We start from the raw sequence: 22,810 nt of genomic DNA on the forward strand, positions 1-22,810 counted from the left end.
CAACTTTGTGACACCGTCAACAGGCAGATCTTTGCCGCCGATTGGGGTTACAATGACGCTCAAATTCAGGACAAATCGATCGGACCCTATGGCCAAGCCCTCCCAGACTATTTCACCAGAAGTGATCACCGAAGCGATGAAGATCGCCAAGGCCAACCAGAAGCCGGGCCAGACCAAAGAACAGACTAAGCTGATCGCCGCGGGCATCGAGAAAGGGATCTTTGAGTACAAGAAGCAGCAGAAAGCCAAGGCTCGTGCCGCCGACAAGGCCAAGAAGCAGGAGCAACGCGCCAAGGCCCGAGCCGCCGCCGAGGCTGAGCCGCAAGTGCCCTCAGCGCCACAACCGGGTCATCGCCCCCTGCCCTGGCTCCTACTGGGCCTGAGCTGGCTCGGCTTCGCCGCCTACCTGTTGCTGGCCGGATAACAACACTGCGCCTGCGCCCTGCTGCAGCCAGATCACCAGTTCATCGATAAACAGTCGGGTACGGCGTGGTAGCTGGGCCCGGCAGGGAAACAGCACCGACAGCTGCAGTGAGGGGTGCTGCCAGTCCGGCAATACCGGCACCACCCGCTCGCTGAATTGACCACTGTGCAGCTTAAACATCGCGCCAATGCCGATCCCCACCCCCTGTTCGATCAGCACCGAGTTGCCCAGCGGCGTATCCGTACCATGCCCGGGGGGCAGCGTCAGCTGATACTCACGGCCATCCCAATGCTGTAAAGGCAAATGACCCTGTTGTTGTGGCAGCGGATCCATGCCGATCATCCGGTGCCGGACCAATTGCTCGGGCTCAACTGGCGTACCATGGCGCGCCAAGTAATCCCGGCTGGCGAACAGGCCCAAAGGGATCGGCGCCAGCACCCGGCCGATCAGCGCCGAGTCCTTAGGCAAGCCAATGCGCAGCGCCAGATCGATGCCGGACTGCAACAGATCCTGGGTCTGATCCGCCAGATCCAGGCGCAAGTCGATCTGCGGATAGCGACGATGAAATTCCCCCAAAAACGGCCCTAATACCGCCTGACAAAACTCCACCGGCGCGCTGATCCGCAACCGTCCGGCCGGATCACTTTCCGTGCCCTCCACCGCCTCCATCGCCAACTGGGCATCCGGCAGCAACCGGCGACAGTGTTGGTAGACCGTCTTCCCCTCCGGGGTCAGCTGCATCTGCCGGGTGCTGCGCTGGAGCAAACGCACCGCCAGCGCCCGCTCCAGCTCGGCGATCTGTTCGCTGATCCGACCGCGCCCCATCTGCAGGGTGCGCGCCGCCGCGGTAAAACTGCCCTGCTCCACCACACAGGCAAAGATCGCCAAACGGCGGATCTGCTGCAACACAGGTTTCATCCTCTCCTCCCTGTCGCTCTATTACTCATCCCGGAGCTCAGGCTACGCCAGCCCGATGCGGCAAACCTTGCGCCGAACCACATTGATCCACTTTTCCGATCAGGCCTGTCCGGTTTTGGGGTCTGGTCCGGCAGCAAGTGCCCGCTTACTCTGACTCGGCACTCCCGACGTACGCAAGGACCCGTTATGAACCGCATTATTCAACTGCTGAGCCTCGCCCTGCTGCCCACCCTGTGGCTGCCAGCCCTGGCCCAGGACAGTGCCGCCACCGCCGCCCTAAAGGCCCGCAATGAGATGCTCGAACCCACCATTACCCGGCTGGGCAATCGCACCTATGTCGCCTCAGGCTACAGCCCGGCCAACGTCTCGATGATCGTCGGTGACGACGGCCTGATCATCATCGACGCGGCGATGATGATCGATCACGCCGATGCCATCCTGACCGAGTTCCGCCAGATCAGCCCCCTGCCCATCAAGGCGGTGATCCTGACCCACGGCCATGGCGATCACACAGGTGGTCTGCCCGCCTTCACCCAAACCCAGGCCGACGGCAGCAAGCCGCTGGTCTACGCCCGCCTGCCGTTCAACAGCGAAGGCCAGTGGTTCAAAGGCGCGGGGATCACCATCAACAAACTGCGTGGTGCCCGTCAGGGCGGTTTCCTGCTGCCGCCCGAGAAGCGCATCAACAACGGCATTGCGCCCGCGATCTACCCACCGCGCAAAGGCCGGGTGTTCGATGGCGGCGACGCTGGCGATCACAAGGAGCTGTTCGCCGACGAACGTCTCACCCTCGAAATAGCAGGCGTGACGCTGGAGATGGTGGCCGCTCCGGGGGAGACCGAAGATCAGCTCTATGTCTGGGACGCACAGGAGCGCGTCGTCTTTACCGGCGATAACTTCTACCGCTCCTGGCCCAACACCTATGCCATCCGTGGCACCGGATACCGCAACGTACAGGAGTGGATCGCCAGCCTCGATAAGATCTTGGCCCAAAAGCCCATCCATGCCGTTGGCGGCCATACCCCACCTCTGGTGGGCGAGCAGGAGACCATCACCACCCTGACGAACTACCGTGATGCCATGGCGCATGTTTTCGACGCCACCATCGAAGGGATCAACCAGGGCAAGACGCCCAACCAACTGGTACAAGAGGTTGGGCTTCCCCCCCACTTGGCCAAGCTGGACTACCTGCAGGAGTACTACGGCAACATCCGTTGGAGCGTACGCGCCATCTTCCAGGGCTACCTGGGCTGGTTTGATGGTAACCCAACCCAACTCGATAGCCTGTCGCCCGAGCGCGAGGCCCGGTTGATGCTGCGCCTGGCCGGGGGTGAGGAGAATTTCCGCATGCACGCCGCATCGGCACTGGCCGCCGGTGACGTGCAGTGGGCGGCACAGCTCTCAGACCAACTGCTGGCGCTCTATCCCAACGACCGCGACGCCAAGCTGATCAAGGCCGAAGCACTGGAGGCGATCGGCGATAAGTTGCTTACCGCCACGGGACGTAACTACTACCTCACCGTGGCCCAACAGCTGCGCAAAGAAGCCGCGGCCAGTGAATAACCCGGATCACCTCATGAAATTACGATTCCGCTTATTTACCCTGATGATCGCCCTACTCAGCCCCCTGGCTTTAGCCAACGGCCAGGGGCAGCTGACCGTCTCCGTCGCCGACTTCGGTGACGTCAGGGTGCACAGCCTGACGGCGCCGGAGGAGAGCTCCCTGGTCAACAGCCATGTGATCGAGTCCGATCAGGGCCTGGTGTTGATCGACGGCCAGTTCCTACGCCCCTACGCCAAGCAGTTCCGAGCCTATGTGGATGGCCTGAATAAACCCCTAGTGCAGGTATTGCTGTCGCACCACCATCCGGACCACTGGATGGGGCTCGAGTACTTTCCCGAGGTCGAAGTGGCCGCGCAGCAGGCGATCATCGACAATCATCAACGCATGGCGCCGCTCTACCTGAAACAGAAGGCCAAGGAGTACGGCGCAGAGAGGGTGATCGACCATGCCATCGAGATCTCACGACCGCTCGCCGATGAAGCGATCCTCGCCGGTCAGCACTACCGATTCACCCTGCTCACCGGCGGCGAAGCCCCGGCACAGACCCTGATCGCCCTGCCGAAACATGGCTTGCTGTTTGTCCAGGATATGGTGCCCTCCGAGGCCCACGCCTTCTTCGGTGCCCGGGATCTGGCCACCTGGCGCGCACACCTTGCACAGCTGGAGACGGACAAGGGCAACCAGGTGCTGTTTACCGGTCACGGCCTGCCGGTGCAGTTGCATCCCAACGCCATTCAGGAGCAGATCGCCTACCTGGAGAGCGCCGAAGCCCTGCGCAATGAGCACCAGCAGGCCGATGCCGAAACACTGCAAGAGGCGGTGATCGCCGCCCATCCTGAGCTCAGGGCCAGGCCCCTCGCCCAGATCGCCAGTTGGTTCTACATCAATAAAGTGGCACCACAGCAAAGGGCTGAGTGAGCACAGGCCAGGCGAAATGAATTTCCCCCCTGAGCAGCCTTTGACCACACCTTTCGTGTAACCCAACCGCACGGGAGGGTAAAAGAACGCAAAAGATCAGGTGGCACAAAGTATTAACGGTAAAAATACAAGCCATCTCATCGAGTACCGAGCCATGTCGCTCGTGTGGCAAGTCCGCCTGGCTCATTGTTCATTGGAGGAACCTTGGGATGAAACTGACTTACTGTACCCTGCTGCTGTCGGCCGTAAGCGCTACCGGGTTTGCGGCAACAAATCAGCCCAATGTCGTGGTGATCCTGGTCGATGATATGGGCTGGGGCGATGTGGGTTACCACGGCTTCAGCGATATCCGCACACCCAATATCGATCAATTGGCCGCCGGGGGTGTCCAGTTTTCCCAGGGCTACACCGCCGCATCCGTTTGCGGCCCATCCCGCGCTGGCTTGCTCACCGGCGTCTACCAGCAGAAGCTGGGGGTGTATGGCAACGGCAAGAGTGGCCCCCTGAATCCGGAGCAGCCCCTGCTGTTTGCCTCACTCAAGGAGCAGGGATACGCCACGGCCGCCATCGGTAAGTGGGGGATCCATGTGCACAGTGATACACCGCTGCCCAATGACAATGGCGTGGATTACTTCTATGGGTTCCTCGGCGGCGCCCATGATTTCTACCGCTCCAGCCTGGATGAAAACAACCGCAAAAAAGGCTTGCTCCCCCTCTATCGAAACAAGGAGATGTTACCGGTTATTCAGAGCCACAACGGTTACCTGACCGAGATGTTCTCCGAGGAGGGGGTCGGCTTTATCGAGCAGAATAGCGATCAGCCCTTCTTCCTCTATTTGGCCTATAACGCGGTGCATTCGCCCTGGCAGGTGCCGGACACCTATTTGGATCGATTGGACGATCTCGAGGTCCACCACCCTGATCGTAAGGTGTTTGCCGGCATGGCGCTGGCCATGGACGACGGCGTAGGGCAGATTGTCTCGGCCCTGAAAGCGGCGGATGTCTATGACAACACCCTGATCTTCTTCCTGTCGGACAATGGCACACCGAGCGGCCAGGGGATCGAAGAGCCGGGGGACAGGAAACGGGGCGAAACCGTGATGAGCAATCCTGGCGATCTCAACGGCTTCAAGGGAGATACCTACGAAGGCGGGCTTCGCATCCCCTTCCTGGTGCATTACCCCAAGGAGCTCCCTCAGGGGCTTACCTACGACAAGCCGGTGATCAGCCTGGATGTCGCCGCCACCGTTATGGCCCGCCTGGGACTGGAGCATCCCGGTGAGAGGGCCCCCTTCGACTACGACGGCGTCGATCTCTTCCCTTATCTTCAAGGCAAGAACCCGGCTCGGCCCCATGAGTTGCTCTACTGGCGGCGGGGCGACGATTACGCCATTCGACTCGGTGATAAGAAACTGGCGTATAACGACCGAAAAGGCGGCACCAACACCATCGAGCTGTTTGACTTAAGTGAAGATCCCGGCGAGTGGAATGATCTGGTCAACCAACAGCCTGAGCTGGCGCAGACCCTGCAGGACATGTTTGATGAATGGGACAGCGGCCTGGCTCCCCATCCGGTGAAGCCCCTGCCAAATCGCAATCGCAACTTTGCCCAAGGCGAGCGGGTGAACGTCCATGCCTATAACGAGATGGTCGAGCAACAGCCGACCAAGGTGGCCAAGAAGAAACGCAAGAGGAAGCCACGTAAGGCGAAAGGGGAGTAAGCTTTACCACTCCCCCGCACAGGGGGAGTGCGGCCCGGCCAGACGTTGCCCCTGGCCCCAGCAAGATAAATCTACTTCTTTTTCGCCCTGGGGTGGGCGCTGTCGTACACCGCTGCCAGGTGCTGAAAATCCAGGTGGGTGTAGATCTGGGTGGTGGAGAGGTTGGCGTGCCCCAACAGCTCCTGCACGGCACGCAGATCGCCACTGGACTCCAACATATGGGTCGCGAAGCTGTGGCGCAGCTTGTGGGGATGGATCCTGGCATCCAGCCCCTGTTTCGCCCCCCATTGGGCCAGCCGGTCTTGCACGCTGCGGCGACTGAGGCGGGTGCCGCGCTGGGACAGAAACAGGGCATCACAGGGCCCCTTCAGCAGGCTGGGCCGCAGCACCAGGTACTGCTCCAGGGCGCGCCGGGCCATACCCGCCACCGGCAACAGCCGCTCCTTGCTGCCCTTTCCCATCACCCGCACCGTCCCCTCATCGAGATCCAATCCCGTCAGGTCCAGGCTGACCAGTTCATCGAGTCGCAGGCCCGAAGAATAGAACAGCTCCATCACCGCCCGATCGCGCACCGTCAGGGGATCGGTTTCATCCAGGCTCAACAGGCGATCGATCTGATCCGGATCGAGGTTTTTCGGCAGGGGCCGGTCCCGTTTGGGCAGCTGCACATTGAGGGTCGGATCCGTTGTCAGGATCTGCTCACGTTGCAGAAAGCGCACCAACTGCCTCAGAGCCGACAGGGTCAGGGACAGCGAACGGGGTGAGAGGCCCTGCCGATGTAGGCGGGCCAACAGGGCTTCGCAGTGCTGGGACTGCAGTTGTGACCAGGCTTGAACGCCCTGCTCTTGCAACAACGGCAGGCAACGTTCCAGCTCCCGACCGTAGTTTCGTTGGGTGTGGAGAGAGTATTGTCGCTCACTTTCCAGGTAGCGCAGGAGATCGGCGATCGCCCTATGCATGGCGTTCTTGTTCGAGACGATAGGTCAGTAGCTGCTTGAGTTGGTCCAGCAGCACGGTGCCCATCTCGGCAACGAAATGGCGGGGATCATGAGAAGCGATCGCCAGCAGCCCCACCCACTTGCCGGGTTTCCCCAGGCCGATCAGGGCCACGGAGCCGGTCTCCAGCCCCACCAACTCCCGGGCTTCCGCCGCAGGCAGGCGGCCCAGATAGTAACCCCGGCTGTCGAGTCGACGCCGCAGGATCCCAACCACATTCTCCGACTCAAACTGCCCCAGCCCCCGAGCAGCAAGCAGATTAACCCGGGTAAAGCGAAACTTGTCTCGCAGTCGTGCCTCCAGCTCCTGCTGTACCTGTTCCAGGCTATCCAGCGCCAACAGATCAAACAGCAGAGCACTGTAGAAGCGGTAGATCTCCTCATTACGCGCCGCCACGGACAACAGCGAAGTGATCTCCTCCTCCAGCTGGCCCACCCGATCCCGCAGCGTCTGTTGCTGACGCTCGATCAGGGAGACCGTGCCCCGATCCTGGTGCGGGATCCGCAACGACAGCAGGAGATCGGGGTAACGTGCAAAGAAGTCAGGGTGGTCCAACAGGTACTCCCGTACCAGGATCGGATCCACATGGTTGAGGTTGATCAGGTTGTTCTGGCTCATAGCTCGATCTGTCCATCATAGACATGAGTCGCCGATCCAATCATGAAAACGGGCTTTCCCGGCCCTTCCCAGCGGATCTGTAAGCTGCCGCCAGGCAGATCGACCCGGACATTGTCACTCAGCAGGCCCTGATACTGACCGATCACCGCCGCGGCACAGGCGCCCGTACCGCAGGCGCGGGTTTCCCCAACCCCACGCTCGAACACGCGCAAACGGATATGGTCACGACTGAGCACCTGCATGAAGCCGACATTCACCCCCTTGGGAAAACGCTCGTGCTTCTCCAACAAGGGGCCTAAGGTCGTCACGGGCGCATCATCCACATCGTCCACCTTGAGCACACAGTGGGGGTTACCCATGGACACTGCACCGGCCAGTACCGTCTGTTGCTCGGTCATCAACAGATAGGTTTTTTCCACCTTGTTGGCGCGAAACGGCAGGGCAGTGGGAGCAAAGTCCGGCACGCCCATATTGACGTTGACCCGACTCTCCCCCTCTATCTTCAATGTCAGGTTACCGCGCTGAGTCGAGACCTTGATAACGTTACTGTTGATCAGGCTCTTAAGCTTCACAAAGCGAGCAAAGCAACGGGCGCCGTTGCCACACTGCTCCACTTCACTGCCATCAGCATTGAAGATACGGTAATGGAAATCCAGCTCAGGATCGTAAGGGGGCTCCACCAGCAGCAGCTGATCGAACCCTACCCCAGTATGGCGATCGGAGAGACGACGAATGGCATCCGGCGACAGGTAGAGGTTCTGGGTTACCCCGTCCACCACCATAAAGTCGTTGCCCAATCCGTGCATCTTGGAAAACTGTATCAAAATTATCGCCTTAAACTTTGCAATCTGGCCTTAGCCTAGGGTAACAGGCTCTCGCCCTGCCACAAGTGTGCCAACGTTTCCCGCGCCCGCACCTGATGGAGCTCATCCCCATCCACCAAAAGCTCAGCCACTCTGGGCCGACTGTTGTAGTTGGAAGCCATGGTAAAGCCATAAGCCCCGGCACTGCGAACCGCCAGCAGATCACCAGCCTCAATGACCAGTTCCCGCCCCTTACCCAGGAAGTCACCGGTCTCGCATACCGGACCAACCACGTCATAGTGACGAGCCTCTCCCTGCCGAGGCTTCACCGGGATGATCCCTTGCCAGGCACTGTAGAGGCTGGGACGCAGCAGATCGTTCATTGCCGCATCAACGATGGCAAAATGGCGATCTTCTCCCCGTTTGAGATATTCCACTCGAGTCACCAGGATCCCGGCATTGGCCATGATGGCCCGTCCCGGCTCCAAGATCAGGGTCAGGGGCCGCTCCCCGATCCGCTGACGCAGGGCCTTGGCATACTCCTCGGGGAGCGGAGGCTGTTCATCGTCATACTGGACACCCAGGCCGCCGCCAACATCCAGGTGGGACAGGGTGATCCCCAGCTCGGCCAAGTGATCCACCAGCTCCAGCAGGCGATCCAGTGCATCGATAAAGGGGGGCAGGCTGGTCAGCTGGCTGCCGATATGGCAGTCCACCCCCTTGATGGTCAGGTGGGGCATGGCCGCCGCCTTCTGATAGATCCTCAGCGCCTCGTCCATGGCGATGCCAAACTTGTTTTCCTTGAGCCCGGTGGAGATATAGGGGTGAGTGCCCGCGTCCACATCCGGGTTGATCCGCAGCGAGATGGGCGCCATCACCCCCATCTCTTCGGCCAGTGCATTGATCCGCACCAGCTCGGGCTCAGATTCCACGTTGAAGCAGTGGATCCCGGCCAACAACCCCTGACGGATCTCCTCAGCCGTCTTACCGACACCTGAGAATACCACCTTGGCGGGATCACCTCCGGCCTGCAGCACCCGGGCCAACTCGCCACCGGAAACAATATCGAAGCCACTGCCCAGACGGGCCAGCAGGTTCAACACCCCAAGGTTGGAGTTGGCCTTCACTGCGTAACAGATCAGATGGGGATGCTCCCCAACCGCCCGATCAAAGGCCCGATAATGGCGCTCGATGGTGGCACGGGAGTAGACATAACATGGCGTACCATACTCGGCGGCAATCCGCGCCACCGGTACGTTTTCGGCGCACAAGGCGCCATCCTGATAGTGAAAATGATCCACGAAGATCCCTTTTCTTACGATCCAAAAGCGGGTTTACTGCTCAGACTCCGTCTGCTCAGCCTGGGTCGAGCCTTGCTCTACCGACGAGATCTCTGGTTGAGCCTGGTTGTCGACAGGGGCTTCGGGCAGATACAGGGGCCCGGTCTGGCCACAGCCGGTCAGACCGGCCACCAGAACAAGCAGTAGGCTAAAAAAACGCATGGGTCCCTCAAAGCTGCCGATTTTTCATTGATTGGCCGTATAATCGCGCTAAGCCCAGTCAAACACAACCTGAGTCACAGCAAAAGAGAGCCCTTATGAGCCTGGATAGCAGCACTTATCATCAGCTGGCCGATGCGGCCATGGAACGTATTACCGAAGTGATCGACGATTCGGAACTGGAACTGGATTACGATCAAGCGGGCAACGTACTGGAGCTGGAGTGCATCGACGGCAGCCACATAGTGATCAACAAGCAGGAGCCACTCCATCAGATCTGGATGGCCACCAAGTTTGGCGGCTATCACTATGACTATGTCGATGGTCAGTGGCTCTGCGAGCGCAGCGGCACCGAACTGTTTGCCTTCTTGAGCGAGTCCGTGGCCAAGCAGGGCGGTGAGCAGATCGCTTTTTAAGCCGGTTCCTGTTCCCTGATCGATTCACCCTGGTGTGGGGCGTAACCGACCGCAGCTCAGAGTAATCCCTTACGGCAGGTTACGGTGCTCCCCTTGAACGATGGCCGCTCTTTGGCTACGCGCCCACCCTGCCCGACTTCAAGAAAAACGGGAGGCCTTCTGGCGTCCCGTTTTTACTCTCGCTGATCTTAACCGCACACAGTACAACCTGGCCGCTTGGGCAGTTTCATTTCACGAAACTCCATGGTCATGGCGTCGATCATCAGAATGCGGCCCGACAGGGTCTTGCCCATACCACTGAGCTGCTTAACCGCCTCGGTGGCCTGCAGACAGCCCACCATGCCCACCACGGGGGCCAGAATGCCACTCTCGACACAGGACAACTGCTGCTCGCCAAACAGGCTGGCGAAACACTGGTAGCAGGGCTTATCGACAGCATAATCAAACACGGTTACCAACCCCTCCATGCGGATCGCCGCGGCGGAGATCAACGGCACCTTGGCCTCAAAGCAGAAACGATTAAGCTGCTCGCGGATCATCAGGTTGTCGGTGCAGTCGAGCACGATATCATGGGCGTTGACCTGCTCCGCTAACTCAGGCTCGTCCAACAGACGGTCGATCACCGAGATCTCGACATGCGGATTAAGGCCAGCCAGCTCCTCGGCGGCGGACACCGCCTTATTGATGCCGATGCGGCTATCCCGGTGCAATACCTGACGCTGCAGGTTGGACAACTCGACATGATCAAAATCCACCAGGGTGATCTGGCCGATCCCGGCGGTCACCAGATACTGAGCGGCAGCGCAGCCCAGGCCGCCCACACCGAGGATCAGCGCCTTGCCCTGCTTCAGTGCTTCCTGGCCGTCCATGTCGAAAGCGCGGATCACGATCTGCCGGTTGTAGCGCATCAGCTCCTGATCGGAAAGAATCTCCTCCATCACAGCCCCCCCCCCAGTTGACCACTGAGCACGGCATTAAAGGGCTCGACAGTCACCTGAGCACCCGCGTCCAGATCGGCGCACTCGCGGGGCAGCACGATAAAACAGTTGGCCCGGCTCATGGAGGTGGTCATATCCGAGCCCTGAGCCCCAGTGGTGCTGACGACCAATTGTCCCTGAGCATTGCGGGACATCACACCCCGCTGATATTCCTGACGACCCGGCCCCTTGCGCAGAGGATGCTGCAGGGTGGCATGGAATGTCAGGGCCGGCGCCTTGCGTTCGCCCCCCAGATGGGCCAGCAGCGGCTGCACCAGCTGATACATGGTCACCATGGAGGAAACCGGATTGCCGGGTAGGCCACAAAACCAGGCATTGGGCAGCTGGCCGAAGGCAAAAGGTTTGCCTGGCTTGATCGCCAATTTCCAGAAATTTACCTGACCCAGCTCATCCAGCACCGTCTTGATGTAATCGGCCTCACCCACCGAGACACCCCCGGAGGTGATCACCAGATCGGCTTCAGCGTCGGCACGGGCAAATGCGGCCCGAACGGCATCCAGATCATCCGGGATCACGCCCAGATCGACCACCTTGCAGTGCAGGGTCTGCAGCATGGTACGCAGGGCATGACGATTGGAGTCGTAGATCTCACCCGGTGCCAGTTCGGTCCCCGGTGCCTTGAGCTCATCCCCGGTGGAAAACAGGGCCACGGTGATCTGGGAAAAGACCGGCACCTCGGCGACCCCGACGGTGGCCAGGACACCGATCTCGGCGGCGCCAATCCGGGTGCCCGCACTCAGTACCCGGGTGCCGGCCTCAAGCTCACTGCCCCGTTCCCGGACAAAGGCCCTGGGCCGAACCGCCTCTTCGATGATCGCCATCTCCCCATCGCGCTTCACCACCTCCTGCATCACTATGCTGTCCAGCCCTTCGGGCAGCAGGGCACCTGTCATGATCCGGACACACTCCCCAGGGCCACACTCCCCCTCGAAGGGGACACCGGCAAATGCCTTACCCACCACCTTCAAACGGGTCGGTTCGGTGACGTCTTCAGCACGCACCGCATAGCCATCCATGGCGGAGTTGGCAAAGGCGGGCAGATCGATGGGGGCATGGATCGCCTCGGCCAGCACCCTGCCCGGGGCCAATTCCAGGGGAACAGTTTCCACCGCCTCAAACGGCGCTACTAGGTCGTAGATCTTTTCCAGAGCATCTTGGGGAAGCATCAGTCCCGGTTGGCTGCAGCAGTCTTGACTCACTGGGTCGATTCCTTGTTGGGCAGAGTGATCCGGCGGGATCATCGAGCGAGAGTTTCGGTTCATTATGCCATCACCCCGGCAGTTTGGGACCGATTGCCTCACATAAGGCTTGCATTGCATTCATCACTGCCTATAATTTCGCCCTCTTTTTGCCCCGCCACACGCGGCCTGGCAAGTTCAATCCTCCGGGTTCCCTAACCCCGAACATCAAAAAGGTGACACCATGCTTCAATTGAGCGAGGCGCAGATCAAGCGCGCGCTGCTGATCCTGATCAGCTTCCACATCGCCGTGATCGCGGCCTCCAACTACCTGGTTCAACTGCCATTTCTCCTGTTTGGCTACCACACCACCTGGGGTGCCTTTACCTTCCCCTTCGTCTACCTGGCGACGGATCTGACCGTGCGGATCTTTGGTGCCCAGGCGGCCCGCCGTATCATCTTCGGTGCCATGGTCCCGGCCCTGATCCTCTCCTACCTGATCTCTGTGATCTGGTTCGAAGGACGCTACGTCGGCCTCAGCGGACTGGGTGAGTTCAACGGTTTCGTCGGCCGCATCGCACTGGCCAGTTTTACCGCCTACCTGCTTGGCCAGTTGATGGACATCAAGGTGTTTGCCCGACTGCGCGAGCGTGCGGCCTGGTGGGTCGCCCCGGCGTGCTCTACGGTGATCGGAAACCTGGTGGACACCGCGGTATTCTTTTCCGTGGCCTTCTACGCCAGCTCCGATCCCTTCATGGCCGAGCACTGGACCGAGATCGCCACCGTCGATTACGGCTTCAAGCTGGCCATCAGCCTGCTGTTGTTCCTGCCCGCCTATGGTGTGCTGCTGAAACTGCTGACCGATAAGATCCTGACCACAGGAACGACTCGCCAGCCACTGGTGTAGTTCCCAAGCGCCAAGCACAGGGCCGCCCGGCATCACCGGGCGGCCCTGTTTCGTTTCAACACGGGCGAAGGTATGATCCGCCCCCCTTCGTCACGGCAAAGAGGCCACATCATGACCCAGATCTTCGATATCCACTGGCAGCAACGATGCCGTCAATGGGCAGCCGACGCCGGCAGCGACGGCGCTCATAATCTGGATCATATTCGGCGGGTCGTCGCCAGTGCCCAGGCTCTCGGTCGGCAAGCCGGCGCCGAGCTGGCAGTGATCCTACCCGCCGCTTGGCTGCACGATGTGGTCCTGATCGACAAGCGGGATCCCCGTCGCAGTCAAGCCTCGGTACTGGCGGCCGACAAGGCCGTTGCCCTGTTGACTGAGCACGGTTACCCAAGCCAGTACCTGGCGGCCATCCATCACGCCATCGCGGCCCACAGCTGGTCGGCCGGGATCGAGCCCGTCAGCCTGGAAGCGCAAATCGTTCAGGATGCGGATCGTCTCGATGCGCTCGGCGCCATCGGCCTGGCCCGCTGCCTGATGCTGGGGGGCCAGTTTGGTAACACCCTGTATCACAGTGAAGACCCCTTTGCCGAACGGCGCGATCTGGACGACAGTCGTTATTGTCTGGATCACTTCTTCGTGAAATTGCAGCACCTGCCCGGCCAGCTGCGAACCGACGCCGGACGGGCAGAAGGACAACGTCGCTGGGCCTACATCGAGCAGTTTATGACGATGCTGAAAAGCGAGCTGGGACCAAAGGAGCCGGCGCAATGAACCCCATGACCCTGCGTGATGCGCCTTACGCCGAAGCTGCCGCACTGCTGGCTCAGGTACCGGAATTTGATCGGCCCTATGGGATAGCGCATTACCAGCAGCGTTTGACCAACGTTACCTACCTCAGTCGCATCGCCGAGGTGGAAGGCAAGGCTGCCGGTGCCATGGTGGGTTATGAAACGGGAGCCACAGAATTCTACTGCTGGATGGCCGGTGTCCTGCCTGACTTTCGCAGCCTGGGCGTGGCCGAAGCCTTGCTTAACGATCAAACACGCTGGGCGCAACAGCAAGGCTACCGCAGCCTGACGGTAAAAAGCCGAAACCGCTATCCAGGCATGCTTCGGCTATTGATCAAAAACGGCTTTCATATCGTCAGAGTGGAAGCCAAGGGGACAAGCACGTTGGATCACCGTATCCACTTTGCCAAAGATCTGGGCAAATGCCGTTAACCCTCGAAAGAGGGAATGAGATCCATGATCCTTTGAGGGCGTTCCAACCCGATGGGTGGCTCACATCCATTACGACGCACATGGCTCACAAAAGATCCGGCCGGCAGCTTTGCCGGCCTTTTTATGGCCCTTGGCCATAGCTAACAGCTAACAGCTAACAGCTAACTGGCCAAAAGCTATTCACACCAGCTCAGCACCTTGGCCACCAGGGCATTCACACTGGCTTCGGCTTCAACGATATTGCCCGCCAGCATATAGGCTGGACTGGATATGATCTTATGGGTTTCATCCACCGTCACCTGGTCCACCGGACAGGTGTGGTGCTCCCCTCCCATCAGGTTAAACGCCTGGGCCGTTTCCACATCCGTTCCTATGGTGCCCTTGACCCCTTGACCGGCGATCCGCGGCAACATGATCGGCGCGATGCACAGGTAGCCACTGGGCTTGCCCGCCTGAATGAACTGCCGGGCCGCCAGCACTACATCGTCGGCGACATGGCACTCGCTCCCCGCCAGGGCAAAGTCGCACAGGTTCTTGGCAGCGCCAAACCCGCCCGGCAGGATCAAACCATCAAACGCCTCGGCATCCAGCTCACTCAAAGGCCGGATCTCCCCCCGGGCCAGGCGAGCGGATTCCACCAGAATGTTACGCCGCTCCCCCGCCGCCACTTCACCAGTAAGGTGGTTAACCACATGGAGCTGATCCCGATCAGGGGCAAAGCACTGATACTGGGCCCCAGCACGGGACAACGCCAGCAAAGTCAGCACCGCTTCATGGATCTCACTGCCATCAAACACACCCGAACCACTGAGTAATACAGCGATCTTTTTCATCCTGAGTCTCCTTGTTATTTCAGCAAGAATTGCTGCAAATCCTAGTCACCAGAAATTGTTTTAACATTTTTTTCATCTCCATATGGACCCGGTTATTTTATGTGCTATCTTGTTGCTCGACCATCGGGAAGGAACCTGGTGCAGTATCTCCTCCTTTGGACCCAAACTGTCAAGGTCGGCAATCAGCTATCCACATTGGGTCGGTCCTCACATTTACTTTATTTTTGCCCTGCGCTCTCCCCGTAGAAACCGCGCAGGATCTGGCTTTGCGCAATTTTCAAGGATCCAGATCACGGATCCGGGCAGGGTTGTCCACAGACTCTGTACACAAAGTTATCCACAGGCTGTTTACTGACCAGAGTCCGCGGCGGATGACGGCCGGAGCACTGGCGCAGCAGGGGCCCGTCATGGCATTCTACCGACCTGACTTATCAACCAAACTGGCCCCATGTCCCAGAGCGAAACCAAACCCCTGATCCTGGTCGACGGCTCCTCCTACCTGTACCGTGCCTACCACGCGCCACCACACCTGACCAACTCCAAAGGCGAACCCACCGGGGCGGTATACGGGGTGGTGAACATGTTGCGAAGCCTGCTGAAACAGTACGATCCCACCCATATGGCGGTGGTGTTTGACGCCAAAGGCAAAACCTTCCGTGACGAAATGTATGCCCAATACAAGGCACAGCGTCCCCCCATGCCAGACGATCTGCGTAGCCAGGTAGAACCACTGCACGCCATCATCCAGGCGCTGGGTCTGCCGATGATTGTCCACAGCGGTGTCGAAGCCGATGATGTGATCGGCACCCTGGCCGTCGAGGCGGAAAAAGCTGGTTATGATGTGCTGATCAGCACTGGCGATAAGGATATGGCCCAGCTGGTGACGGATAAGATCACCCTGGTCAATACCATGACGGATACCAAGCTGGATCCGGCCGGGGTCAAAGAAAAATTTGGCGTTGGCCCAGAGCTGATCATCGATCTGCTGGCCATGATGGGGGACAAGGTAGACAACATTCCGGGTCTGCCCGGTGTGGGCGAAAAAACTGCCCTGGCCATGCTTCAGGGGATCGGCAGCCTGGAAGCCATCTACCAGGACATCGATGCCGTGGTGCCCCTGGGCTTTCGTGGCAGCAAAACCATGCCGAAGAAACTGGCCGAACATAAAGATGCGGCCTTCCTTTCCTATGCCTTGGCCACCATCAAGACCGATGTAGAGCTGGAGGAGAAACCGGATGCTCTGGTGATCCGAGAAGCCGATCGGGACACCCTGGCCAAACTCTACGGTGAACTGGAGTTTCGTCGCTGGCTGGACGAAGTCCTCAACGGGGGAGCCGTCCTGCCCCAGGGACAACAAGGCAAGGGGAGTACTCAAACCGCTCCGGCCCAGAGCACGACCGAACACGAGTTGATCCTCACCGAATCCCAGCTGGACAGCTGGCTGGACAAACTGAAAGGATCCGAACTCTTTGCCCTGGATACGGAAACTACCAGCCTTGACTATATGGAAGCCGAGCTGGTTGGCCTCTCCTTTGCCGTGGAAGCGGGTAAGGCTGCCTACCTGCCCGTGGGACACGACTATGAGGGAGCACCACAACAGCTGGATCGCGACAGCGTCCTGGCCAAGCTCAAACCCCTGCTAGAAGACCCAGACGCCAAAAAAGTAGGCCAGAACCTCAAGTACGACATGTCCGTCCTGGCCAAGTACGGCATTGCGCTGCAAGGCGTTGTCTACGACACCATGCTGGAGTCCTACTGTTTCAACTCCACCGCCGGCCGCCACAATATGGATGATCTGGCCCTCAAATACCTGAGCCACAAAACCATTCATTTCGAGGAGATCGCGGGCAAAGGGGCCAAGCAGAAAACCTTTAACCAGATCGAACTCGAGCAGGCCGCCCCCTACGCTGCCGAAGACGCAGACATCACCCTGCGCTTGCACCAACACCTGCTGCCGCGCCTGGAGGAACTGGAGGGACCCAGCAAGATCTTCCATGAGCTGGAGATCCCACTGATCCCCGTGATGTCTCAGATGGAACGCAATGGCGTACTGCTGGATGTCGACAAGTTGCATCAACAAAGTGGCGAGATCGCCGCTAAGTTGACCCAGCTGGAGCAACAAGCCCACGAGATCGCTGGAGAAGCCTTCAACCTGGGCTCCACCAAACAGCTTCAGGTGATCCTGTTCGACAAGCTCAACTGCCCGGTATTGAAAAAGACCCCCAAGGGAGCCCCCTCTACCGCCGAAGAGGTGCTGCAGGAGTTGGCGCTGGACTATCCGCTGCCCAAGATCATCCTTGAGCACCGCAGCCTGGCCAAACTGAAAAACACCTACACCGACAAGTTGCCACTGATGATCAAGGCCGAAGGCCGGATCCATACCTCTTATCATCAGGCTGTCACGGCCACCGGCCGTCTCTCCAGCTCTGATCCCAACCTGCAGAACATCCCGATCCGCAGCGAAGAGGGTCGCCGGATCCGTCAGGCCTTTATTGCCCCTGAAGGCTTTAAACTCCTGGCCATCGACTACTCGCAAATTGAACTGAGGATCATGGCTCACTTGTCCCAGGATAAGGGGCTACTGGAAGCCTTCGCCCAGGGCAAGGACATTCACAAGGCCACTGCAGCCGAGGTGTTCGGGGTGCCCTTTGATGAGGTCACCACGGAGCAGCGTCGTCGCGCCAAGGCAGTTAACTTTGGTCTGATCTACGGCATGTCGGCCTTTGGCCTGGCCAAGCAACTGGCGATCCCGCGCTACGAGGCCCAGGAGTACATCGACAAGTATTTCGATCGCTACCCTGGTGTCCTGGCGTACATGGATCGCACCCGCAAACAGGCCCACGACGATCAATACGTCGAAACCCTGTATGGTCGCCGACTGTATCTGCCGGAGATCAACGCCCGCAACAAGATGCGCCAGCAGGCAGCCGAACGCACCGCCATCAATGCGCCGATGCAGGGTACCGCCGCCGACATCATCAAGAAGGCGATGCTGGGTGTCGCTCAGTACCTGGCCGAACAAAATAGCGATGAGATCCGCCTGCTGATGCAGGTCCATGATGAACTGGTCTTTGAAGTGATCGAAGCCGATGCCCAGGCACATCAGCAAGCGCTCTGTACCATAATGGAAGCCGCTGCCCAGTTGGATGTTCCCTTACTGGCAGAGGCGGGTCTGGGTGATAACTGGGATCAAGCCCATTAACCTCTGAACAAAAGTTCAGCAGGCAAACACCAAGAAGGGGCAAATGCCCCTCCTTTGGTGATCCAATGCACAAAACAAACCATCCACCAGTGAAAGCACTTTCCTCAAGCCGTCCAGCTTGGTTATGCTTGATGGGTAGGGTACAGAGGTAAGATGTTCTATCTTTCAAACCTGTTTTTGATTGCCTCTGGGCAATCGCCAAAATTGGCACCCCGGCGATCTCTATCGTCGGGGTTTTTTTGTGCCTTTTTCCACACAATGCCTATCGCAAAACCTGACCCCTTCCGAATGGCGCGATCCCCGACGAACGGCGAGTGCTCCCATGTGGGAGGATCTGGGCTTTTAGAACCTGAGTCCTAAGAACACAACACCATTGCGGCCCGCAGGCACCCGTCAAGCATTTAGCAACACCACTTTAGAGCAAATGCTTTAAAGCTTTATTTTCGTAGGCTATAGTGGACTCGCCACACCAATCCCGCTGATTGATGTGTCTTGTTATCGTTTATTGAAAAGCTTCTTTATAGACTTGCTTTAGCCCGGTGCCCATTCGGCACCGGTTTTTTTCAACATCAGCTCAAGCCAATCTCTTGGTCATGGCGCTGAAACCAGCCATTGAGCACGTTCAACGCCGGCTCACGGCCTGTCCCTTTCAGGGATGAGAACAACTGTACCGTGACCTCTCCTTCCAGTTCAGCCAGCGTGGCCTTAACGGTACGCAGCGTCTTTTGTTTCTCCGCCTGCTTAAGTTTATCCGCCTTGGTCAACAGGACCAGCACCGGCATTTGAGCCGCAACGCCCCAACGGATCATATTAAAATCCAGATCTTTCAAAGGGTGGCGAATGTCCATCAAAACCACCAGCCCCTTCAGGCAACGTCGTTCCTCCAGATACTGGGCCAGCTTCTCCTGCCACTGAAGTTTCATCTCCAAAGGAACCTTGGCAAAGCCATATCCGGGCAGATCGATCAACCGCTTGTCATCGTCGAGACGAAAGACATTGATCAACTGAGTCCGGCCGGGCCGCTTACTCGTGTGTGCCAATCCACGGTGATCGGTCAAGGTATTCAATGCACTGGACTTACCAGCATTGGAACGACCGGCAAAAGCGATCTCCATACCGATGTCGTCAGGCAGATGGTGAATGTCCGGGGCACTGGTCACAAATTGCGCCAGGCGAAAATCGATTGTTTGTTCGGTCACGTAGAACTCCGTAGAGGCATAGCCAACCTAGAGCGTTTCAGGTCACAAATTGCACCAACTCTTAGATCTGGCTCTGGTTTCGTGTAAAATGCCTGCAGCATGCTCCCTCCATTTTAACAGGCGAGCGTTGCGGCAGGGAAAGAAACGCTAAACAAGAAAAGTTGGAACGTCATGAAAAAGTTTGCTGTTGCCCTCGCTGTATTGTCATCCATTTCGACAACGGCCCTGGCCGAAGGCGATCCCACGGCTGGTCAGGCGAAAGCCGCCACCTGTGTAGCTTGTCATGGAATGGACGGAAACAGCCCCATCGATCTCTACCCCAAAATCGCCGGTCAGCATCAGGGATACCTGATCAAGCAGATCACCGAATTCAAGCTGGCCGGACAAACTGGCGGCGCCCAGGGACGCCATGATCCTGTAATGAGCGGTATGGCCATGATGCTGGCCACCGAGCAGGACATTGCCGACGTGGCCGCCTTCTATTCTGAACAGTCGATCCAGGCAGGAGCTCCAGGCCCTGAAGCCATCAGAGCAAAGGGTGAAACCCTTTACCTGGGCGGCGACCCGGCTCGTCAACTGACCGCTTGTGTTGCATGCCACGGTGCTCAAGGCAAAGGCATGAGCCTGGCGGGTTATCCCGCTATCGCCAGTCAGCATGGTGGCTACCTCAAGTCGCAGCTGGAGAAATTCCGCAGCGGTGCCCGTCACAATGATCTTAACGGCATGATGACGGACGTAGCCAAAAAGCTCAGTGATGACGATATCGCAGCCTTGAGCGCCTACATCCAGGGGCTCTGAGCCAAGCAAATAAAAACGGGCCCAGTGGGCCCGTTTTTTATTCTGCCCCTCCTGCTCTCAACGCAGTAATGCGCTCCTTCTCGCATAAAGAACGAAACAAGTCACTGGTGAAACCGCTTTGTCGTCCGCCATCCACCCGCGCGCATGTAAGAGATCACCCATTATCTCCATCAGCGATCGTAAAGATACGCTCTCTTATTTTTATCAAATTTTACAAGTTTTCATACACTTATAGATTTAACAAAAAAATTTGAAGCATTTCTCACCCTGAAAAAAGTTGCGATCCAGTTCAAAGTGGGTAGAGTGGTGCACCAACAGGGAGGACGCCTCGGTGACGGACCGCTGATGGCCCCAGGAATGATGCACAGGATGTGTGTCACGCGCATCGGAAGGCGCCCTGTTAAAGGAGTAGACGAGTCGGAGAACTCGACCCCAAGGACTTGGGGATCTCACGGAAGAATGTGCTTGTCAGGAAGACATTTAGCCACGGGGAATGTGGCAAATTACCGTCACGGATTGGCGGATATAGGACGAATAACAAAGTGTCATGGTTGACCGAAAACAATAAAATCCACGCACGGAAGCTGGTAACAAGAAAAAGGAACGAGACCGGGAACGTCACTAAGCGGGAAAGGAACTCCTGGTTAAAAAATCTGGAGGCGTGTCGACTGACACCCATACGAGGCGGCAGGCATTCCTGTCGCCTTTTTTATTTCTCCCCCCGACACACCCGCTACTCTTGCGTATAATGGTTGCCCCGATCTGTGCCAGGACACCTCATGCATTGCCCCTTGTGCCTTCATGCTGACAGCCATCATTATCATCAGGATAAGCGCCGCCACTACTTTCAGTGCCCGCAATGTGAACTGGTGTTCGCCGATCCCAGCGCCCTGCTGCCAGCTCCGGCGGAAAAGCAAATCTATGATCAGCATCAGAATCAGGTCGATGATCCCGGCTATCGGCGCTTCCTGTCTCGCCTGGCCAACCCACTGATCGCGAGGTTGCCCCAAGGCAGCGAAGGTCTTGATTTCGGCTGTGGACCCGGCCCGGCTCTGGCCGAGCTTTTACGGGAGGCGGGTCATTCCATGGCCCTGTATGATATCTACTACGCACCGGATCGGACTCCCCTGCGCCGCCAGTACGACTTCATTACCTGCACCGAGGCCATCGAGCACTTCTACCGGCCAGCCCGCGAGTGGCAACTGCTCCTAGAACTGCTCAAGCCAGGAGGCACCCTAGGACTGATGACCAAACTGGTGCGCAGCCGAGAAGCCTTCGCCCAATGGCACTACAAAAATGACCCCACTCATGTTTGTTTCTTCAGCCAGGCAACCTTCCGCTTCCTGGCTCGACGACACGGTATGACGGTGGAATTTCACGGCAGCGACGTCATTCTGCTGCAAAAACCGGCATAATCTGGTATAAACGCCGGCCCAAATGGAGGCAGACCCATGACCCGAATCAAGAAATCCCGCAAAGTAAACACCAATGGTCCAAATCGACCACCGCGGGAGAAGAAACAAGAAACCCGAGCCAGTAAGAAACGTGGCAAGGGCCAAAGCGCCGGAAGCCGCCACAGTGGTACCGATGTGAAACGCGCCGACAACCCGGCGGCCAAGAAAGATCCGCGCCTCGGCAGCAAGAAGGCGATCCCCTTGGTACTGGATCAAGTCACCCAGCCAGCGCCAACCCGGAGTGAAGCACCAGAAAAAGAGCTGGCACGCCTGGAGAATGATCCCCGCCTGCACACCCTGTTGGAAAGAGTGGAAGACGGTGAAGTACTGGCCCAGCACGACCAATTCTACCTGGAGTCCAACCTGGCCCGCATCGCCGTGCTGATGGACGAACTGGGTATTGAGGACGAGGACGAGGACGAGCTTGATAACGCCCCGCTGATCAGCACCACAGATGAGGCCAAGGATGAGGATGACCTGCTCGCCCAGTTCAACCAGGGCGAAGATCTGCTGGATCAATTCAAGGACTAAAGCATGACGCTACAGGGAAGTTTGTTGATTCTGGCCACGGTAATCATCCTGTTGCTGACGGGCTACGCAGGCTGGCTACTGTGGCGACTGCGCCGAGTTCGCCTGGCACAAGCCAGTAACCAAGCCCAACGGACCGCCGAATTGCAATCCCAGATCCTGCTGATCGCCAAGGCCTGCCTGCAGGAACAGTGCGAACCAGCCGAGGGAGCACTGCGCCTGGTCAACCTATTACGGGGTCTTCCTCGCCACACGCCCGATCATTGGCGTCAGCAATTCCCGGATCTGCATGCCCTGTATGATAAGGTCGCGGATCAACCCATCCTGGCCGCACGCCAGGCTCTCAAACGCAATGAGCGGATGCGGTTGGACCTGGAGCGGGAACGCTGGGAAGACCAGCTCGGCCCCGCGATGCGGGGAGACCTCGATCGACTCGTGGCGGACCGCTGGCTCTGACCCAGACGACATATCCAAACGGTACCTTCGGGTACCGTTTTTTTTATTTGTCCCGGGGCGCAGCCCGTTCACCCAACCATTTTTGCCGCTCCGAATGTTGAGTTCGATCCCATCCGGGCAACAGAGCAGCAAAATCTCGCTCAACAAGAGTGGTCAATGCCAA

General features: G+C 58.5%; 23 protein-coding genes. 13 read left to right on the top strand and 10 right to left on the bottom strand.

Going from position 1 to position 22,810, the window contains the following annotated elements; all coding sequences use genetic code 11:
* The first annotated feature begins 88 nt into the window (after nucleotides 1–88).
* On the top strand, nucleotides 89–424 hold the full coding sequence (locus tag AC2D8U_RS19075; protein WP_484620671.1) for a DUF2956 family protein: 336 nt from the start codon (nucleotides 89–91) through the stop codon (nucleotides 422–424).
* Here AC2D8U_RS19075 and AC2D8U_RS19080 read toward each other — a convergent pair.
* Complete coding sequence (locus AC2D8U_RS19080; RefSeq protein ID WP_484620672.1) at nucleotides 371–1,342, bottom strand: LysR family transcriptional regulator; 972 nt, start codon at nucleotides 1,340–1,342, stop codon at nucleotides 371–373. The two genes, AC2D8U_RS19075 and AC2D8U_RS19080, sit on opposite strands and share 54 nt — an antisense overlap.
* A 186-nt stretch (nucleotides 1,343–1,528) precedes the next feature.
* Between AC2D8U_RS19080 and AC2D8U_RS19085 the strand changes: the two genes are divergently transcribed.
* The 3 genes from AC2D8U_RS19085 to AC2D8U_RS19095 all read left to right on the top strand — a co-directional run bounded on the left by AC2D8U_RS19085 (nucleotide 1,529) and on the right by AC2D8U_RS19095 (nucleotide 5,545).
* Nucleotides 1,529–2,905, top strand: coding sequence for an alkyl sulfatase dimerization domain-containing protein (locus AC2D8U_RS19085; protein ID WP_484620673.1), 1,377 nt, complete (start codon nucleotides 1,529–1,531; stop codon nucleotides 2,903–2,905).
* 13 nt (nucleotides 2,906–2,918) lie between these two features.
* The gene (locus AC2D8U_RS19090; RefSeq protein WP_484620674.1) at nucleotides 2,919–3,824 is read left to right on the top strand and encodes an MBL fold metallo-hydrolase; all 906 of its coding nucleotides are present in this window, start codon (nucleotides 2,919–2,921) and stop codon (nucleotides 3,822–3,824) included.
* Between the two features lie 209 nt (nucleotides 3,825–4,033).
* A complete protein-coding gene (locus AC2D8U_RS19095) occupies nucleotides 4,034–5,545 on the top strand; it encodes a sulfatase family protein (protein ID WP_484620675.1) in 1,512 nt (503 codons plus the stop codon).
* Nucleotides 5,546–5,616: 71 nt separating this feature from the next.
* Here AC2D8U_RS19095 and xerC read toward each other — a convergent pair whose 3' ends face one another.
* The 5 genes from xerC to lptM are packed head-to-tail and all read right to left on the bottom strand — an operon-like array spanning nucleotide 5,617 to nucleotide 9,464.
* A complete protein-coding gene (xerC, locus tag AC2D8U_RS19100) occupies nucleotides 5,617–6,504 on the bottom strand; it encodes a tyrosine recombinase XerC (protein WP_484620676.1) in 888 nt (295 codons plus the stop codon).
* Complete coding sequence (locus AC2D8U_RS19105) at nucleotides 6,497–7,159, bottom strand: DUF484 family protein (protein WP_484620677.1); 663 nt, start codon at nucleotides 7,157–7,159, stop codon at nucleotides 6,497–6,499. The genes xerC and AC2D8U_RS19105 overlap by 8 nt, the downstream gene beginning before the upstream one ends.
* On the bottom strand, nucleotides 7,156–7,983 hold the full coding sequence (gene dapF, locus AC2D8U_RS19110) for a diaminopimelate epimerase (RefSeq protein ID WP_484620678.1): 828 nt from the start codon (nucleotides 7,981–7,983) through the stop codon (nucleotides 7,156–7,158). The genes AC2D8U_RS19105 and dapF overlap by 4 nt, the downstream gene beginning before the upstream one ends.
* A gap of 35 nt (nucleotides 7,984–8,018) precedes the next feature.
* Nucleotides 8,019–9,263, bottom strand: coding sequence for a diaminopimelate decarboxylase (lysA, locus tag AC2D8U_RS19115; RefSeq protein ID WP_484620679.1), 1,245 nt, complete (start codon nucleotides 9,261–9,263; stop codon nucleotides 8,019–8,021).
* A 33-nt stretch (nucleotides 9,264–9,296) separates the two neighbouring features.
* Nucleotides 9,297–9,464 (bottom strand): LPS translocon maturation chaperone LptM, encoded by a 168-nt coding sequence (lptM, locus tag AC2D8U_RS19120; protein WP_484620680.1) that lies wholly within the window; start codon nucleotides 9,462–9,464, stop codon nucleotides 9,297–9,299.
* Between the two features lie 95 nt (nucleotides 9,465–9,559).
* On the opposite strand from lptM, the gene cyaY reads away from it, so the two are divergent.
* The gene (cyaY, locus tag AC2D8U_RS19125) at nucleotides 9,560–9,877 is read left to right on the top strand and encodes an iron donor protein CyaY (protein WP_484620681.1); all 318 of its coding nucleotides are present in this window, start codon (nucleotides 9,560–9,562) and stop codon (nucleotides 9,875–9,877) included.
* Between the two features lie 188 nt (nucleotides 9,878–10,065).
* Here cyaY and moeB read toward each other — a convergent pair whose 3' ends face one another.
* Nucleotides 10,066–10,815: a molybdopterin-synthase adenylyltransferase MoeB gene (moeB, locus tag AC2D8U_RS19130; RefSeq protein ID WP_484620682.1), complete on the bottom strand. Its 750-nt coding sequence runs from the start codon at nucleotides 10,813–10,815 to the stop codon at nucleotides 10,066–10,068.
* The gene (gene moeA / locus AC2D8U_RS19135; protein WP_484620728.1) at nucleotides 10,815–12,116 is read right to left on the bottom strand and encodes a molybdopterin molybdotransferase MoeA; all 1,302 of its coding nucleotides are present in this window, start codon (nucleotides 12,114–12,116) and stop codon (nucleotides 10,815–10,817) included. Before moeA ends, moeB begins: the two co-directional genes overlap by 1 nt.
* A 181-nt stretch (nucleotides 12,117–12,297) precedes the next feature.
* Here moeA and AC2D8U_RS19140 point away from each other — a divergent pair, with 181 nt between their 5' ends.
* From AC2D8U_RS19140 to AC2D8U_RS19150, 3 genes are all read left to right on the top strand, one after another.
* Entirely contained in the window at nucleotides 12,298–12,960 is a 663-nt protein-coding gene (locus AC2D8U_RS19140) for a 7-cyano-7-deazaguanine/7-aminomethyl-7-deazaguanine transporter (protein WP_484620683.1), read from the top strand.
* 111 nt (nucleotides 12,961–13,071) lie between these two features.
* Nucleotides 13,072–13,728 (top strand): HD domain-containing protein, encoded by a 657-nt coding sequence (locus tag AC2D8U_RS19145; protein WP_484620684.1) that lies wholly within the window; start codon nucleotides 13,072–13,074, stop codon nucleotides 13,726–13,728.
* On the top strand, nucleotides 13,725–14,177 hold the full coding sequence (locus tag AC2D8U_RS19150; RefSeq protein WP_484620685.1) for a GNAT family N-acetyltransferase: 453 nt from the start codon (nucleotides 13,725–13,727) through the stop codon (nucleotides 14,175–14,177). Before AC2D8U_RS19145 ends, AC2D8U_RS19150 begins: the two co-directional genes overlap by 4 nt.
* A gap of 176 nt (nucleotides 14,178–14,353) precedes the next feature.
* Here the strand turns inward: AC2D8U_RS19150 and elbB are convergent, their stop codons facing one another.
* Nucleotides 14,354–15,010: an isoprenoid biosynthesis glyoxalase ElbB gene (gene elbB / locus AC2D8U_RS19155; RefSeq protein WP_484620686.1), complete on the bottom strand. Its 657-nt coding sequence runs from the start codon at nucleotides 15,008–15,010 to the stop codon at nucleotides 14,354–14,356.
* 448 nt (nucleotides 15,011–15,458) lie between these two features.
* Between elbB and polA the strand changes: the two genes are divergently transcribed.
* The gene (polA, locus tag AC2D8U_RS19160) at nucleotides 15,459–18,212 is read left to right on the top strand and encodes a DNA polymerase I (RefSeq protein WP_484620687.1); all 2,754 of its coding nucleotides are present in this window, start codon (nucleotides 15,459–15,461) and stop codon (nucleotides 18,210–18,212) included.
* A gap of 569 nt (nucleotides 18,213–18,781) precedes the next feature.
* On the opposite strand, the gene yihA is transcribed toward polA, so the two are convergent.
* Nucleotides 18,782–19,411 (bottom strand): ribosome biogenesis GTP-binding protein YihA/YsxC, encoded by a 630-nt coding sequence (gene yihA / locus AC2D8U_RS19165; RefSeq protein ID WP_484620688.1) that lies wholly within the window; start codon nucleotides 19,409–19,411, stop codon nucleotides 18,782–18,784.
* Between the two features lie 171 nt (nucleotides 19,412–19,582).
* Between yihA and AC2D8U_RS19170 the strand changes: the two genes are divergently transcribed.
* From AC2D8U_RS19170 to AC2D8U_RS19185, 4 genes are all read left to right on the top strand, one after another.
* Entirely contained in the window at nucleotides 19,583–20,209 is a 627-nt protein-coding gene (locus AC2D8U_RS19170; protein WP_484620689.1) for a c-type cytochrome, read from the top strand.
* Between the two features lie 779 nt (nucleotides 20,210–20,988).
* A complete protein-coding gene (locus tag AC2D8U_RS19175; RefSeq protein ID WP_484620690.1) occupies nucleotides 20,989–21,624 on the top strand; it encodes a class I SAM-dependent methyltransferase in 636 nt (211 codons plus the stop codon).
* 36 nt (nucleotides 21,625–21,660) lie between these two features.
* On the top strand, nucleotides 21,661–22,194 hold the full coding sequence (gene yihI / locus AC2D8U_RS19180) for a Der GTPase-activating protein YihI (RefSeq protein ID WP_484620691.1): 534 nt from the start codon (nucleotides 21,661–21,663) through the stop codon (nucleotides 22,192–22,194).
* Between the two features lie 3 nt (nucleotides 22,195–22,197).
* Nucleotides 22,198–22,647: a DUF2489 domain-containing protein gene (locus AC2D8U_RS19185; protein ID WP_484620692.1), complete on the top strand. Its 450-nt coding sequence runs from the start codon at nucleotides 22,198–22,200 to the stop codon at nucleotides 22,645–22,647.
* The last annotated feature ends 163 nt before the right edge of the window (nucleotides 22,648–22,810 follow it).

This window comes from Ferrimonas sp. YIN67 (genome assembly GCF_057219095.1).

Excerpts from the sequence above, each read along its gene's own strand:
- AC2D8U_RS19140 (WP_484620683.1), top strand. The coding sequence starts at position 12,298 with ATGCTTCAATTGAGCGAGGCGCAGATCAAGCGCGCGCTGCTGATCCTG.
- moeA (WP_484620728.1), bottom strand. The coding sequence starts at position 12,116 with ATGATCCCGCCGGATCACTCTGCCCAACAAGGAATCGACCCAGTGAGT.
- lptM (WP_484620680.1), bottom strand. The coding sequence starts at position 9,464 with ATGCGTTTTTTTAGCCTACTGCTTGTTCTGGTGGCCGGTCTGACCGGC.
- AC2D8U_RS19095 (WP_484620675.1), top strand. The coding sequence starts at position 4,034 with ATGAAACTGACTTACTGTACCCTGCTGCTGTCGGCCGTAAGCGCTACC.
- AC2D8U_RS19145 (WP_484620684.1), top strand. The coding sequence starts at position 13,072 with ATGACCCAGATCTTCGATATCCACTGGCAGCAACGATGCCGTCAATGG.
- xerC (WP_484620676.1), bottom strand. The coding sequence starts at position 6,504 with ATGCATAGGGCGATCGCCGATCTCCTGCGCTACCTGGAAAGTGAGCGA.
- AC2D8U_RS19105 (WP_484620677.1), bottom strand. The coding sequence starts at position 7,159 with ATGAGCCAGAACAACCTGATCAACCTCAACCATGTGGATCCGATCCTG.
- AC2D8U_RS19085 (WP_484620673.1), top strand. The coding sequence starts at position 1,529 with ATGAACCGCATTATTCAACTGCTGAGCCTCGCCCTGCTGCCCACCCTG.
- AC2D8U_RS19185 (WP_484620692.1), top strand. The coding sequence starts at position 22,198 with ATGACGCTACAGGGAAGTTTGTTGATTCTGGCCACGGTAATCATCCTG.
- moeB (WP_484620682.1), bottom strand. The coding sequence starts at position 10,815 with ATGGAGGAGATTCTTTCCGATCAGGAGCTGATGCGCTACAACCGGCAG.
- yihI (WP_484620691.1), top strand. The coding sequence starts at position 21,661 with ATGACCCGAATCAAGAAATCCCGCAAAGTAAACACCAATGGTCCAAAT.
- polA (WP_484620687.1), top strand. The coding sequence starts at position 15,459 with ATGTCCCAGAGCGAAACCAAACCCCTGATCCTGGTCGACGGCTCCTCC.
- AC2D8U_RS19075 (WP_484620671.1), top strand. The coding sequence starts at position 89 with ATGGCCAAGCCCTCCCAGACTATTTCACCAGAAGTGATCACCGAAGCG.
- cyaY (WP_484620681.1), top strand. The coding sequence starts at position 9,560 with ATGAGCCTGGATAGCAGCACTTATCATCAGCTGGCCGATGCGGCCATG.
- AC2D8U_RS19090 (WP_484620674.1), top strand. The coding sequence starts at position 2,919 with ATGAAATTACGATTCCGCTTATTTACCCTGATGATCGCCCTACTCAGC.
- AC2D8U_RS19080 (WP_484620672.1), bottom strand. The coding sequence starts at position 1,342 with ATGAAACCTGTGTTGCAGCAGATCCGCCGTTTGGCGATCTTTGCCTGT.
- AC2D8U_RS19170 (WP_484620689.1), top strand. The coding sequence starts at position 19,583 with ATGAAAAAGTTTGCTGTTGCCCTCGCTGTATTGTCATCCATTTCGACA.
- AC2D8U_RS19175 (WP_484620690.1), top strand. The coding sequence starts at position 20,989 with ATGCATTGCCCCTTGTGCCTTCATGCTGACAGCCATCATTATCATCAG.
- elbB (WP_484620686.1), bottom strand. The coding sequence starts at position 15,010 with ATGAAAAAGATCGCTGTATTACTCAGTGGTTCGGGTGTGTTTGATGGC.
- AC2D8U_RS19150 (WP_484620685.1), top strand. The coding sequence starts at position 13,725 with ATGAACCCCATGACCCTGCGTGATGCGCCTTACGCCGAAGCTGCCGCA.